This window comes from Curtobacterium sp. ME-Dv--P-122a, from assembly GCF_030209645.1.
GTDB classification, from domain to species: Bacteria; Actinomycetota; Actinomycetes; order Actinomycetales; family Microbacteriaceae; genus Curtobacterium; species Curtobacterium flaccumfaciens.
Genome location: NZ_JARVRO010000015.1, coordinates 56,121 through 70,639, shown reverse-complemented (window position 1 = coordinate 70,639; position 14,519 = coordinate 56,121). Strand labels below are relative to the sequence as shown.

General features: G+C 68.5%; 11 protein-coding genes. 2 read left to right on the top strand and 9 right to left on the bottom strand.

Going from position 1 to position 14,519, the window contains the following annotated elements:
* Window positions 1-1,100: 1,100 nt before the first annotated feature.
* Both QRN49_RS16520 and QRN49_RS16515 read right to left on the bottom strand, forming a co-directional pair.
* The gene (locus QRN49_RS16520; RefSeq protein WP_284756726.1) at window positions 1,101-1,664 is read right to left on the bottom strand and encodes a GNAT family N-acetyltransferase; all 564 of its coding nucleotides are present in this window, start codon (window positions 1,662-1,664) and stop codon (window positions 1,101-1,103) included.
* A 51-nt stretch (window positions 1,665-1,715) separates the two neighbouring features.
* Entirely contained in the window at window positions 1,716-2,021 is a 306-nt protein-coding gene (locus QRN49_RS16515; protein ID WP_284756724.1) for a hypothetical protein, read from the bottom strand.
* Between the two features lie 97 nt (window positions 2,022-2,118).
* On the opposite strand from QRN49_RS16515, the gene QRN49_RS16510 reads away from it, so the two are divergent.
* Window positions 2,119-2,487 (top strand): hypothetical protein, encoded by a 369-nt coding sequence (locus tag QRN49_RS16510; protein ID WP_284756722.1) that lies wholly within the window; start codon window positions 2,119-2,121, stop codon window positions 2,485-2,487.
* Between the two features lie 74 nt (window positions 2,488-2,561).
* On the opposite strand, the gene QRN49_RS16505 is transcribed toward QRN49_RS16510, so the two are convergent.
* From QRN49_RS16505 to QRN49_RS16475, 7 genes are all read right to left on the bottom strand, one after another.
* Window positions 2,562-3,224 (bottom strand): ABC transporter ATP-binding protein, encoded by a 663-nt coding sequence (locus tag QRN49_RS16505; RefSeq protein ID WP_284756720.1) that lies wholly within the window; start codon window positions 3,222-3,224, stop codon window positions 2,562-2,564.
* Window positions 3,221-4,513, bottom strand: coding sequence for a hypothetical protein (locus QRN49_RS16500; RefSeq protein WP_284756719.1), 1,293 nt, complete (start codon window positions 4,511-4,513; stop codon window positions 3,221-3,223). Before QRN49_RS16500 ends, QRN49_RS16505 begins: the two co-directional genes overlap by 4 nt.
* Window positions 4,501-5,406 carry a hypothetical protein gene (locus QRN49_RS16495; RefSeq protein WP_284756718.1) on the bottom strand — a complete coding sequence of 302 codons (906 nt, stop codon included), beginning with the start codon at window positions 5,404-5,406 and terminating at the stop codon, window positions 4,501-4,503. Before QRN49_RS16495 ends, QRN49_RS16500 begins: the two co-directional genes overlap by 13 nt.
* A 218-nt stretch (window positions 5,407-5,624) precedes the next feature.
* Window positions 5,625-9,482 carry a TIM-barrel domain-containing protein gene (locus QRN49_RS16490; RefSeq protein WP_284756716.1) on the bottom strand — a complete coding sequence of 1,286 codons (3,858 nt, stop codon included), beginning with the start codon at window positions 9,480-9,482 and terminating at the stop codon, window positions 5,625-5,627.
* Between the two features lie 330 nt (window positions 9,483-9,812).
* Window positions 9,813-11,648, bottom strand: a complete 1,836-nt coding sequence (locus QRN49_RS16485) for a histidine-type phosphatase (protein ID WP_284756715.1) — start codon at window positions 11,646-11,648, stop codon at window positions 9,813-9,815.
* Window positions 11,649-11,989: 341 nt separating this feature from the next.
* Window positions 11,990-12,973, bottom strand: coding sequence for a zinc-binding alcohol dehydrogenase family protein (locus QRN49_RS16480; RefSeq protein ID WP_284756714.1), 984 nt, complete (start codon window positions 12,971-12,973; stop codon window positions 11,990-11,992).
* The gene (locus tag QRN49_RS16475) at window positions 12,970-13,464 is read right to left on the bottom strand and encodes a MarR family transcriptional regulator (protein ID WP_284756712.1); all 495 of its coding nucleotides are present in this window, start codon (window positions 13,462-13,464) and stop codon (window positions 12,970-12,972) included. The genes QRN49_RS16480 and QRN49_RS16475 overlap by 4 nt, the downstream gene beginning before the upstream one ends.
* Before the next feature lie 44 nt (window positions 13,465-13,508).
* Between QRN49_RS16475 and QRN49_RS16470 the strand changes: the two genes are divergently transcribed.
* On the top strand, window positions 13,509-13,931 hold the full coding sequence (locus QRN49_RS16470) for an ester cyclase (RefSeq protein WP_259492175.1): 423 nt from the start codon (window positions 13,509-13,511) through the stop codon (window positions 13,929-13,931).
* Window positions 13,932-14,519: the final 588 nt, after the last annotated feature.

Genomic DNA, 14,519 nt, shown 5'->3' with positions numbered 1-14,519 from the left:
ACCAAGCCCATGGCACGTATCGCCATACGCACGCCGATCGAGCCATCGGAGGCCGCGTCCTGGTCTGCCCTGCAAAGCATGGCCATGGCGTCGAGTGCGGAGTGGTTCACTCCGGTGCCGCTCATCGACACCCGACAAGAGCTCCGGCGCGTGCGGGACATACTCAAATGGCAGCAAATCCGTCGTGGTCGACTTCGACGCTTGCGTTAGGGGCGTCGCGGCCAGAGCTCACAACCTAGACCCGCTTCCAAGCGGGCGATGGTCGCCAGGTCAGGCCACGCCTTGCCCGCCAACACGGTGAGCAGCGTGACGTTGCCGATTCCGACACGTGCCGCAACCGACCGGATGCTCTGCCCGTCCATCGCAGCGCGCACATTCAGCACGAAGAGACGCGCGACCTCCGCGACCGGGTCATTCGCAGGCACTTCCGGCCACGGTTCGCCAGCGAGTTGCGCTGGAACCAATCGTGACGGTCGACCCATGAACCCAGCGTACGGGGGCTAACCGCGGACTTCGGACCAGCAATGGCCCAAAGACACGACCTGTCGACACGCCGTCAGTAGACATGCCCAACAGTCAAGTGCTCGTTACTTTGAGCATATGGGCACTGATGAGCAGGAGGCGCGCTCGTACCGAGCGCGCATCGACCCAAACCATTGGGTGGTGATACGCGACTTCGTCTACGACGTCGTCGAACGGTCCGAGACGCACGTGCCGTACAAGACGAAGGATCTGTACAACGGCGTCAGTGAGTTCACCTTGTGGGGATGGCAGAGCGCAGCACTCCCACTCGAGATATCCGCACTGTTCAATCGAAACGTCATCGCGTACTACGCCCAAGTTGGATGCGGGCACCTCACGGCAGCGGCCCGCGGCAATCGACGATCCTTGCTTCTGCGAGTCTCGGAGCATCTCGTCAGGACGGGTTACAGACGACTCCCTCCGATACCTCCCAGCAACCCGTCAGAGCCGTATTCGCAACGCGAGGTCCTCTCAACCATCAGTTGGGCACGGGGGCAGACCACTGCTGCGCGACGCATGAACGCCCACGTGCTCATCGCGCTTGGACTGGGCGCTGGAATATCGGCTATCGGACGGGATCAGTGCTCAGTGGCCGTAGGCAAGAAGGCTTCCCAAAGGATCTCGCCGTCGACCAGAGCGCTCGTAGGTGCAAGCCCGGTCCGTCGCGCCACCTGTATCGAGGCGGTGTGACCGGGATGGATGGAAGCCCGGATGTGTCGGACGTCGACCGAACGCAACCACATCACGACTGTGGATGCTGCCTCGACGGCGATCCCTCGACCCTGTTCCTCTGGCGTGACCAGCCAGGCGAGGTCCGCGACGAGGCCGTCCTCCTCTCGTCCGAGGGTGGCCTGCACGAATCCAATCGCGGGTCCGCCGCAGGCAGGGCGGACGATCCAGTTCAGCCAACCCGCGCTGCCGTCCTCGGACTGGCCCTGGGATTGGCGGCGGTACCGTGCGCCCAGTTCGTCCAGGGTTGGTGGCTCGCCGCCAGTGAACCGGTAGAGCTCTGGTGGAGCCAGGGCGGTCAGCATCTCGGCTGCGTGGTCAACGGCAAGCGGTTCCAGGGCGAGACGATCCGAATCCAGGGGATCAGCCTGTGGCCACGACATGTCCTGAGCCTTGCAGGTCGCGAACGGCATGGAGTGCCCCATGCAACATCCACACTGACCACAACCTGACTCCGCACCTGATCACGAGAGCGGCTGTCGCCGGATCCACACGGTCACCCCGAGGTGAGCGATGCCGGTCGCAGCGAGACAGACCATGGCCCACCCGACGACGCCGTGCCTGGTGACGACCAAGAAGATCCCGAAGGCGAGGACGAGGGCGACCAGGAGTGCACCGCAGAGGAGCAGCAGCAGGCTGGTCACGGGGGTGGCGTTCAAGGTGAGCTGCACGTCACGCACCCAGGCCGGGGTCCGCACGCGATGCACGAGGATCGCGACCGTACCCGCCAGGACTGCGATGCTCGCTGCGAGCAGACCTGCTTCAGCCATGGCGAAATGGTACCGGCGAAGGTGCATGCTTCGGCTGGTCTGCGGCCACGAACGCCCCGGCTGACGCTGACAAGATGAGTTCGTGCAGATCGAAGAAGTGGACGAGCGGCACTACGGCAGCGAAGGCGAGCGCGACACGTTCGTCGTGCACTTCTTCCATGCACCGAGCGGCGAGACGGTTGCGCCCGACTGGGACGCCATGAGTTGGGCGGTCTGTGTGATTCGCGTCACCGACGCGACGTACCGTGCGGCGTTCGCAGAAGCTCGGCGGATTGCTGCTGGCGAGACGTCGCCGACACTGTTCTCGGTGTCCCTCGAGACCGCGGAGCCGAGTGGTCCTGGGATCCTGCGACTGTTCGGCACCGACCTCAACATGGAGGGACTCGAGCTCGAGCCCGATTCGCACGCGGCGAAACGGGAGATGTTCGCCGAGTTCTTCAGCCGCGACCGTACTCCGCACGCGTGATCGGGGATCTGGAGCGCAACCACTGACGGACTGGAGGCGCGGTGCCAGCTGGCACCGTGCCTCCAGTCCGGCCGTCACGTGCCGCGCGCGATGAGTTGCTCGTGTTGTAGCTGCAGTCGACGTCCACATCGCTGTGCAACGCGCTCACTGTGGGTGACGATCACGAACTTGGTTCCCGCTTGCTGCAGCCGATCGAAGAGGGCGAGCACGTCGTCTTCGGTCGTCTCGTCCAGTGCGCCGGTGGGCTCATCGGCGAGGACGACGGCAGGGCGCTTCGCGATGGCTCGAGCGATCGCGACGCGCTGCGCTTCTCCTCCTGACAGTCGTCGTGGGCGCTTGCCAGCGAGGTGACTGATGCCGACCGCCTCGAGGGCGTCATGCGCTCGGTCGGCGGAGTCAGCGCGAGCAGGAACGCCGAGCCGGACGTTGTCGAGCACGCTGCGGTCGCCGAGGAGGCTGTGGTCTTGGGTGACGATGCCGATGTGTCGGAGTCGGTGCGCCGCCATCCTCCGTGCGGTGCGCTCGAGCACGTGCCCGTCGTGCTCGTAGGTCCCGCCGAAGTCGGTGTCGAGGCCGGCGAGGATCCGGAGCAGTGTGCTCTTGCCGGATCCGCTGCGCCCGGTGATGGCTACTGAGCGATCGTTTTCGCGAAGGTCGAAGTCGAGTCGGTCGAACATTGCTCGGGTCGATCCGTCGGGCTCGGTGATGGTCTTGGAGACGTCGCGCAGCACGATCATCGTGGGGTACCTCTTCGGCGTTGGGTGGTCAGTTCGATGCGGACGGCTCGTCGACCGAGTGCGCCGTCTGCCACACACCAGAGGAGCAGGGCGGTGCCGGCGCCGAGTCGTGCCATCGCACTGTCGTTGGGGAGCAGCGCGCTGGACGTGAGGAACAGCCCGAGCGCGGCGGTGTACTCGGTCAGGCGGCTTGCGCGGAACAGTCGGTTCGTCGCGTCCGGGCTCCTCCCGAGGAGATGGTGCACCCGCGCCACTGGCGCACGACGGTGATGCAGGAGCCGGTGGAGGAAGGCCGTGATGATGCCCACGCCCGCGGTGAGGATGATGAGCAGCGCAGTGACGAGCACCAGGTTGTCCTGGATGAGCTGGCGGACGAGGGAGAGCTGCACGAGGTAGGTCGGTACTCCGAGCAACGTGTACGACCGGAAGCCGGTGTCGTCTCCGATCGCGTCGAGACGCGCGACGACGTCCCCGAAATCGAGGCTGTGATCGACGGCGAGGTCGGCGTTGAGCACCTGGAACACCAGGCGTCCGAACAGCTCGGGATCCACCCGGTCGAGCGCTGCTCGGTCGAGTCCGGCGAGTGTCGGCGGGTAGGGCACGATGACGGTGTCGTCGAGGTAGTGGTTGGGCTCACCGCGGAAGTACATGGCACTGTCCGGCTCGAGGAAACCGACGACCTCGAGCTCCTGCTCCTGCAGGATGACGGCTCCGGTGAATCGCGCTCCAACCTCGTACACGCCGCGGTACTCGTTGCCGAGCAGCACCGGGATCCGGCCAGATCCCCAGTCGACAGCGTCCCAATCGATCGGCACGCCGTCCTGAACGGAGAGCCCCGCGAACTCGTACGCGGTCTCGTTGAGCTGGACGGACTTGATGTCCTGAACGGTCCTGCCGGACTCGTCCTGGTACTTCCCCTTGAGCGTGTACTCGGTGCCGTAACCGATGTCGAAGCGGTCGTCGCGGCGGAAGTCCTGGACGGTCACGGGTTGGTCGTACGAGGAGATGAAGTCGAATCCGGGCTCATCGTCGATACGGTCGACGAACGAGGCGACTCCGTCGACCGCGTGCTGGTCTCGCCGGATCGCTTCGAAAGCCTCCGGGCCGAGATCGTCGATCACGGTGTAGAGGTCGACGTCGGCATCAGCGGACAGGCCCTGGGCCACTGCCTGCGAGGTGGACTGGGTGAACGACGCCACGTTGTACCAGCAGAGTGCGAGCAGCACGAGCAGGACGATCTTGGCGACGATGATCGTCCAGTTGGATCGAAGATCGTTCAGCAGTTCCATCGTCGGGTTCCCTGCCAGAGCGAAGTGACGGACACGGCAAGCACGACGGTTCCGACCGCGACGACTGCGGTGGTGACGTCGAGGTCGAGGATGGTGGTCTGCCTCACGACTGCCGCGCCCGCGATGGCTGTCGTACAGGCGGCGGTGCCGATCACAGCGACTCTGGCGGCCGCGCTGTGGAGGGTGGTCAGCGGTCGGATCCCCGTGGTGAAGCGGACGGCGGCAGCGCGGAGTTCCCATCGTCCAGCTTGCAGCCCGGCGACCACGGCGATGAGCACGACGACGAGGGAACCGAGCGCGACCAGGACCGGCGACACGGCGTCGACGTTCGTCCTGCGGTTCGTGCCGTCGTCGATGATCTCGACGCTTCGGCCGGGGAACTGTGCGCTGTAGTGGTGGGCGCTGCTCGGGCCGTCGAGGAGCAGTCGTTGTGGTGACGCCGAGAACTGCGCCGGATCGGCGAGGACCACGTCATCGGACAGCAGGCTGTCGGCCCGCACACCGAGACGCCCCACCACCTCGTACGTCGTGCCACCGACGGTGATGTCCTCGCCGCGGACGGCAACGTCAGCGCCGGCGAGGGCTTCGCCGGGGTGCCCGGTCAGTGCGTGCCCGTCGTGCAGCGGAACGTCTGTCCACTGTCCGGACAGGACCACGACGGTGCGGACGTCACCGTCCAGACCCACGAAGACCTTCGTCCCCGGTTCGAACGCGCTCCGAGCACGCATGAGTTCGTCGATCGTCGCGATCACCCACGCGCTCTGGCCGGAGCGAAGATCGTTGCCCTCCGCGGCAACGACACGCCGGCGAGCGTCGAACACCCCGATCAAGACCGTCAACAGCATTGCCAACAGGAGCAGGCCCGCGATTGCCGTGATCTGTTGCTTCGTCACGTCTTCTCCTCACGCAGCAGCAGGTGTGCTGACGGTAGCCGTTAAAATGTCAGACGTAGAACGATCTGTCGAGCGGGCGTGACCTCCGTCGCAACCGTCCTGCGGACGCATGATCGCGGATCTGCAGCGCGTCCACGGACGGACGGGAGGCCCGGTGCCAGCTGGCACCGGGCCTCCCGTCCGTCATCCGCCCGTGACGGGTGACCGCTCAGGCGGACTCAGGCACGCGCGCGGCGTCGCAGGCTCCGCAGTGTCCACACGAGTCCACCGGCCGCGAGCAGCGCCGCCGCCAACAGCCCGAGGGGGAGCAGGTTCGCGCCCGTCCATGCCAGTGCGCCGCCCGGGTCGCTGCCCGCATCCGCGCCGCCGTTGCCCGGCGCTGCCGCGCCCGGCGCACCCGATCCGTTGTCACCCGGCGTCGGAGTGCCACTGCCCGGCGTGCCCGCACCCGGCGACGTGGTCGGCGCCGGAGCAGCCGCAGCCACCACGGTGAAGGCGGTCCGAGCCAGGGCCACACCGCCGACCGATGCGGTGACGGTCACCCGACCGGACGCGGTGCCGGGCACCCGCAGGTCGGTCGAGAACGCACCACTCGCGTCGGTGTGCGCGGTGGCACCACCGATGCGTGGCGCGGTCGCCAGCGCAACGTCGGTGTCCGCCGGGAACCCGGTGCCGGTCAGGGTCTGCGTGTCGCCCGCGTCCACCCGAGGCGACTCGACCTGCAGGACGGGGGTCGCCGCCGCCTTGCTGCTGAAGGCGACGACCGTGCGCTTCGTCACGGACCGTTCGTCGACCGGCACGCTGATGGTGCGGGTGTCGGAGTCGTAGGTCCAGGCGGTGTCCGCGATCACCCGGCCGTCGATGGTGACGGTGCGGGGGCGGTCCGCGTTCGTGAACGTCGCCGTCCACGAGCGGTCCTGCACCTGGCCGGCGAAGGAGCCGTCGGCGGGGGCGATGGCGAGCGAGCCGCCGGTCGCCTGCTGCGTGTAGCGGACGGCGGTGGAGGCGCTGCCCGCCGTGGCCTTCGCGGACGCGGCGGCCGTGGTCATCGCGCTCGACTTCGCGGCGCCGTTCGCAGCGCTGTCCTCGACGCTGTCCTCGCCGGCGTCTTCGTGCAGGTCGAACGAACCGTTCGCTCCGGTCGCGACCGTCAGGGTGACGGCGTCGAGCGGTGCGGCGTCGTTCTTGACCTGCTCCGAGCGGGTGGGGACGATGCCGCCGCTCTTCACGAACACCGGCATGCTGTTCAGGTCGGTCGTCACGTCGGCGGTGGTGCCTCCGGCGTGCGTCTCACCAGTGAACCAGTCGGTCCACGAGCTCCCGGCCGGGAACCAGACCGAGCGGGTCGCCGTGCCGGAGTCGTCGTTCGCGGTGGTGACCGGGGCGACGAGCACGTCCGGGCCGTACAGGTACTCCGAGCCGGCCTGGGCGTAGGCCTCCTGCGCCTCGGGGTACTGCAGGTAGAGCGGCTGCAGGATCGGGGTGCCCGTCTCGGTGGCCTGGGCAGCGAGCGTGTAGGTCAGGGGGACCAGGGCCTCGCGGAGGTTCAGGAACCGCTTCGCCGACGCCTCGGCAGCGGCCGGGTACTGCCACGGCAACCGGTCGCTGTGGTTGCTGTGCAGGCGATCGATCGGCTGGAAGGTACCGAGCTGCACCCAGCGGGCGTAGAGGTCCTCGGGCAGCTGGGTCGTGCCCTCCTCGGCGCCCTCGATGCCGTACTGCGCACCGTTGTGGCCACCGATGTCGTGGCTGACCGAGGCCAGACCGGTCGCGGCGGACTCACCGGGGGTGTAACCGACCTCGGCGAGCAGCATGTCCCACGACGACGTGGTGTCGCCGGTGAAGTGCACGGTCGTGCGCTTGTCCGCCCACGGGCCGGTCGGGACCGCCTGCGGGTTGCCGTAGCCACCGGCTGTCAGCGAGCCGTACGCCCGCGAGAACGCGAGCCCGCGGCCGCCGAGCGCCTGGTCCGTGTACTCCGCGTACTGCTGGTTGATGAACGCGTCCGGGGTGACGCCGTTCGCGGAGTACTTCGAGTTCTCGCTGCAGCACCAGTCGAGCCACCACATGTCGACGCCCTTCGGCTGCAGCGAGGTGTGCAGGTCGAAGTAGGCCTTGAGCTGGTCGGGGTCGGACCAGTCGAACAGGTACCGGTCGCCGTCGCCCTTGGTGAGCTTGCCCTTCGCGGTGGCCTGGGCCTTCGCGAACTGCGGGTCCTGGCTCGAGATCGACGGGTGGATGTTGAGGGTGTTGTGGATGCCCTCGGCGTGCCAGTCGGCGAGCAGGCCGGTCATGTCCGGGATCCGGGACGGGTCGACCGACCAGCCGTTCCACTTGCTGTCGCCCTGGTTGGTGGGGCTGCCGATCTTGTAGTCGGTGTCGATCGCCATGACGTCGACGGGGACGCCTTCGTCCTCGAACTGCTTCGCGATCGCCAGGTAGTCGGCCTGCGAGCGGTCGTAGTACTCGGAGTACCAGACGCCGTACGCCCAGCGGGGGAGCAGCTTCGTCGGACCGGTCAGGACGGCGAGCTCCTCGAGCGCGTGGCGGTAGTCCGAGCCGTACCCGAAGACGTAGCCGTCCTGGTAGCGCTCGCCGCCGTGGTCGCCGGCGGGGGTGACGGTGTCGGTCGCCTGGTCGTACAGCGCCGAGGCGCTGTCGTCGAGGAGCGACCAGCCGTCCTGGTAGAGCAGACCCGGGTTCGTCTTGACCGAGCCGTTGGCGGTGTCGAGGTCGCGTCGGTACCCGCCGAGCGGTGCATGTGCGGCGAGGACCGGCGACGCGGTGTCGACCACGGCGACGGTGTCGAAGTTCACGTTGCAGTTGTTCGCCACGGTCGGGCACCCGATCACGACGTCGTTCGCGCCGGCGGCCAGGTGCACCGGCACGGTGGCGGTGTTCCAGTGGTCCCAGCCGCTCGTCTTCGGGAGCGGTGCAGTGGTCGACTGCTGACCGGTCGGGGCCGCGGTGAGTGTCGGCGCCCCGGCGGAGCCGTTGGCGTAGCGGACCTGCAGGGCGTAGTCGCCCGCGGCCGGCACCCCGGTGACGTGGGTCGTCAGCTGCGCCCCGCCACGCTCGAACCCGGCGACGAAGCCGTCCCCGGCGAAGCCGTTGTGGTTCGTGGCGGTCGTCGCCGGAGCGGTGCGTGCCGAGTCCTCGGCCTGGCACACGGTGCCGAACGCGCAGTCCTCGCCGGTGACCGTGGTGGACGGTGCTGGGTAGGCGTCGCCGGTGCTGACCAGGGCCAGGCTGTCGACGTTCACCCGGCCGGAGTCGTCCGCGGTGCGTTCGATGCGCACGCGGTGCTCGCCCGCCGTCAGTTCGAGGGTCGTGGCGGCGGTGGTCTTCCAGTCGTCCCAGTTCGCGCCGGGTGCGAGCCGGATCGTCTTCGCGGCACCGCCGTCGACGGTCACGCTGAGGGTGCGGGTAGCGACCTGGCCGTCGCCGCCCTGCGAGTTCGCGTAGCGCAGGGCGAGGTCGTACGAGCCGGCACGTGCCGCCGTGGTCGTGAAGGTCATCGCGTTGCCGACGGACTCGAAGCCCGCGGCGAACCCGGCTCCGGTGAAGCCCGCGTGGTCCGTCGCGAGGGACAGGCCGGTGAGCCCGAGCGCCTCGGCCTCGCAGAGCGACCCGATCGTGCACGAGGGGGTGGGTGTCGACACCCACGGCGTGCCGGTGACCCGCTGCCCGGACGCGGTGGTCACGGTGGTCTGCAGGGTGTCCTGCGTGAAGGCCCCCGAACCCTCCTTGTACCGGACGGTCATCGCGCCCGTGTCGAGGGTCAGCCAGCCGTCCCGCTCGGTCTTCGTGAACGTCGTGGGTGCGAATTCGTCGCGGCCGATGACGTTGAAGGTGCTGCCGTCGGTGAACTGCGAGTCACCCGCGTACTCGGTGCGGATCAGGGTGGGGGAGAGCACCTCGAACCGGGCCTGGCCCGAGACGACGGTGCGGTCGGCTGCGGGGTCCGCGGCGGCCGGGATCGCGGCGATCCCGAGCATGCCGAGGGCGGTCGCAGCGACGATGCCCGACGACAGCGCACGGCGCAGCCCTCGGGATCGGAAGGAGATGGGGCGCAAGTGGGTGCTCCTCGTGGACGTCGTCGTCCATCGGGCCGTGCAACGGCCGTGACCTTCGGGCCGTCCCTGCGGCGGCCCGTTTACAACGCTGTAAACCATACGACCCGGAGGGCTCCCGAGGAAGGGGCAGGTGGGCGTCGGCTCGTTTCGCGGCTTCCGCCGCTCCGGTGAGCGGCGTGGTCGCGTCGTCCGTGGCCCTGGACTCGAGACGCTGACGGACTGGAGGCACGGTGCCAGCTGGCACCGTGCCTCCAGTCCGTCCGTCACCCCGCTGGGGCGGTGCGCCGGTACCGGCTGGTCATTTCGAGAAGCCGCGGATCCGCGTCGGTGTCACTCGGTGGGTCGCCGGCGACGCCGGCGACGCAGCACCAGCGTCCCGGCGCCGGCCAGGAGGAGCAGTGTCGCGAGCAACGCCGGTCCGACAGGTGACTCCGCTCCGGTCGCGGCCAGCGTGCCCGTCGCCGTCGCCGTCGCCGGGATCGTCGGCGGGGTCGTCGGTGCGCCGGCGCCCTGCGCCGCTGGTGTCACGGTCGGGGTCGGCGTCGGCGTGGGCTCCGCGATGGGCGTCGCGGTCGGTCCTGGCACGGCTGCAGCGATCAGCGGGCTCTCGGTCATCGCCGTGCCGGTGAGGCAGTGCTTGAGCTCGGTCTCCTTGACCCAGTGCGACCCTGCGGCGACCGCACGGCACCCCGAGGCGAACGCGATCTCCCGCTCGTTGTAGAGCATGCGCACGAGCGGCGTGTAGGTCGCTCCGGTAGCGGGGTCGATGCCCGCTCGCGACACGACGTCCCACTGCACGTTCGCCGCCATCGGCGTCACCTGGGAGCCTCGCCACGGGTTGGTGGCGTACCCGTAGACGTCGGCGTCCGATGCCGGAGCCGCGTTGTCCGGCGCGGCGACGGTGAAACCCGGCAGCCGCAGCAGCGCCGCGAACGGGATGATCGTCTCGGCGTGCGCGAAGCGGAAGGTCGCGACGACGTCGCCACCGGCGACGCGGGCGTCGATCGTGGCGAAGAAGTCGTCGAGCAGGGGCTCGGCGATCGAGTAGGTCTCGTCGTGCCCGGCGAGGCTCGGGCCCTTCTCGTAGAAGTCCTCGGCGTCGAGCAGGTACGCGAACCACTCGGCATCCGCCGGCCGGCCAGCGAAGTACTGCGCGAAGTCGAACTGGTGCGGAGCGACGTTCTCCTCTTGCATGTCGGCCGCGATGATGTACAGGTTGTACAGCGACATCGCCGCGTCGACGGTGCTCTTGATCGACTTCTTCGGATCGCCGCAGGCATCGGGATCGGCTTTCGTGTCGGCGCCGGGCGCGCACGCCACCGCGCCGCCCTTCGAACCGTCGGCGGTGTTGTACCAGGTGTGTGCCTTGTCCGTGCCGATCGCGGCGATGAACCCGGGCGTGAAGATGCCGGAGAGCAGATCGTTCGCCGCCTCGACCGATCGCGGCTTCGCCTCGATGTACTGCAAGGCTGCGGCGATCGTGCCGCCGTCGCCGGTCTGTTGGGCGACGTAGTCCTCGTACGCCTGGGCGCGCTCCCGCTCGGGCGACCCCGCTGCCTTGTCGGTGCCGTCCGGGTTCTCGACCTCGTGGAAGTAGAGCAGGTCAGGGGGCGGTTCGAGCTTGACACCCGTGGCCCCGAAGTCCCGCAAGAAGTTCTCGCCCGACTCCGTTGCGCGAGACTCACCCGAGGTCTCGGCGACGACACGCCCGCCCGTCTTCGCCGCGGCTGCGAACAGCTGCTTGTTGCGCTGCGCGGCTCGCGCTCCGATGCCCTGGTGCTGGGCGGCGCCCTGACCGGTGAGCATGCCGTAGCCGTTCGCGACGTTCGCCGCGGTGATGGCATCGAGGTTCGCGGAGAACTCCTTCCCGATCTCCGGCGTCAGGAACCCGTCCTCGGCCTGCGCGGTCTCGGCGAGACGGTGCAGCAGCGCGTCGTACTTGTACGCGGAGAGTCCCCGCGATCCGTGTCGGGCGACCGACTCCGTGGCGACGGGTGCGTAGCCCGTCGGTGCCGGCGAGTAGGCGTCGATGTCCGACTGGCTGGGGGCGATGTAGGGCTGCTTGCTGCTGTAGGAGCTGGCCTCGTCAGCGTGCGCAGGTGTCGCGAACACCAGCGAGGCGAGGGCAGCGACGGCAACGCAGGAAAGTGCGGTGCGGGTGTTCATGGGTCCTCCGGTATCGGGACCCTCGGGCGGCGGTCCGACAAGCAGAGGTAGCGGCAGCGGGTGAACAGCCCTTGACCTGGGGGTGACCGGACGGTGCTGCCGGGTACGGCGGCGCGCTTGGGACGCCACGACAGAGGCGCAGGCCCTGGACGCGTGCCACTGACGGACTGGAGGCCCGGTGCCAGCTGGTACCGGGCCTCCAGTCCGTCAGTTGCGGGCCATCGAAATCTTCTTGTAGCTGCGAGGAGACATGAGACCTTCCTTCCTTGCACTGGCTGGCGCCCTTGTCGAGGACGAACGGGTTCCACCCCGAGAGCGGGGTTCCGGAGAGCCCGTACCCATCATCGGATGGTGACGACGAGCTTGCCTGACCGGGTCCCGTCCTCCATGTCGCGGTGGGCCTGCACGATCCCCTCGAGCGGGTACACCTTCGCGATCGGGACCTGCACGGTGCCGGCTGCGACGGTGTCGAGGAACGACTGCAGCACCGATGCCGGCAGGTCGCTCGCTTCGCCGGAGTACGCGGTGAGGCGCACCCCGTTGGGGATCACCGCCATCGGGTAGAAGTCGGGGATGGTCCAGACGTCGGAGAGCATCCCGCTGAACGACACGGTGCCGTGGACGGCTGTCGCCCGGAGCGTGTCGGGCAGCGTGTCGGTGCCGATCAACTCGACCGCTCCGTTGACGCCGTCCTGCACGATTCGACGGACCGCGTCGGCGATCCGGCCCGAGTCCACCACGACGTGGTCCGCACCAGTGGCGTGCAGTCGCTCGGTGCGGTCCGGGTTGCGCGTGGTGGCGATGACGGTCATGCCCTGCTGCTTCGCCAGCACGATGCACGCCAGGCCGATCGACGACGTGCCACCGCGGATCAGGATCGTGTCGCCCCGGCGGGCACCGACGCCCACGGTGAGCGAACCGTGTGCGGTCTGCAGCATCTCGGGGACGGCGCCGAGCAGGGACCAGTCGAGGCTGCTCCGGAACGGCACGACGCTGCTGGCCGGAACGACGGTGTACTCGGCGTAGCCCCCGTCGAAGTCGCGACCCATCCCGCCCATCAGCCCGGCTACTTGGGTACCGGCGGGGAACTCTCCACCTGGGGCTGCCTCCACGGTCCCGACGGCTTCGATCCCGGGCACCCGTGGGAAGGTCCCGAAATGGCCCATGCCGCGGCGGAAGTGCAGCTCGGACCGGTTGAGCCCGAACGCTTCCACACGGATCAGCACCTGGCCCGGGCCTGGGATCGGGATCGGCAGCTCACGGAGGTGCAACACGTCGGGGCCACCGGGTGCGTCGATCACGACGGCCCGCATGGTGGCCGTCATCGCCTTGCCTCCAACGTCGACTGCAGGCGCTCGAGTGCCGCGATGCCGTCTGCGATCGCCATGGCATCGGCGTCCGAGAGCACGGCGTCCAGCGCTTGGTCGAACCGCTCGTCCGCGAGGGCGAAGGCGTCTCTCCCCTGGGGTGAGAGCACACTGCGGACACTGCGCCGATCGTCCGGGTCCGTCGAACGCTCGAGGAAACCATCGGCGGCGAGCCGGTCGAGCAAGCGACTGGCTGCAGCGATCGACGTCCCGACGCCGGTCGCGACGTCCTGCACCCGGGCGCCCGATGGGGCTGCCTGGACGATCCGCAACACTTCCAGTCGGGCCAGGCTCAGCACACCCTCGCCCCGCATCCGCTTCTCGACCGCGTTCCACACGTCGGTCTCGTGCCGCACCAGCGCGGCGAAGTACTCGTGCAGACGTGCCGCTCGCCCGGTCCGGTCATCCTGGGCGTCGATTCCAGGGAGGGGGGCGAGGTCCATGCTCATGTTTCGACTCTACGGCATCTACTTGCTATGTAAAGTAGTTGTCCATGACCACAGACATCCGCACGTCCTTCCTGCGATTCGTCGACTTCATCAACAGCGCCGACCCGTCCATCGGTGAGACGGTCATCGCACCGGAGGCGGCGTTCTTGACGCCGTTCTCGCCCGAGCCGCTGCGCGGGCTGCCGGGGTACCTGCAAATCCTGACGATCATGCGGGGCGCGTTCTCTGACATCCAGTGGAGCATCGACCGGATCGTCGTCGAGGGCGACACGGTCGCAGCACGTTTCGAACTCCGCGGCACGCACGACGGCGAGTTCCTCGGTGTCCCCGCTACGGGGAGGACGGTGGTCGCGAACGCGAGCAACTTCTACCGTTTCGACGAGGGACTGATCGTCGACGAGGTCGGTCAGCCGGACGTGCTCAGCATCCTCGGGCAGATCGGGGCGCTCCCGCCGGCACTCGGCTGAACGGTCACCGTTGAACGCCCTCGAGAGCCCACCCGTTGTCGCAGATGCGCATCGGGAGAGTGAGTGACCTGGAACCGTGGATGCTGCTCGGGTTCGGCGAGGACGTGCCCTGATCGCTACGGTGATGCGCGCGCAGCCTCGGGCGGCAGCGGCGTCCGTTGGCAAGGTGCATGGATGCAGACCGAGGACGCTTGGCAGATCGCAACCCATTTCCGTCACCGACGCTGTTCGCGGGGGAGTTCGCCGAGTTCTCCAGTCGAGACTGCACCGCGGTCGAGTGTTCGGGCGTGACCCGCGGTCGTCGTCGAGGAGGTCCGGAGCGCAGCTGGTGACGGACTGGGTGTGGCCGCCACATCCCGGCACGGACGTCACTTCGCCAGCGCGCGCGGATCGCGGAGAGTCGAGAGTTAGATGGGCGCATGTTCTCTCGCGTTCCGCCTCGTGTGTTCGGCCTTGCGTTCGGCCTCGGGGCTCTGGTCGCGGGGCTCGTGATGGCGCTCCTCGGTGCAGGCGTCCAGTACGTCGGACTCGTAGCGGGAGGGCTGGTCATCGCGGCGATGGGATTGCTGGCTGCGATCGTCGGCGCGA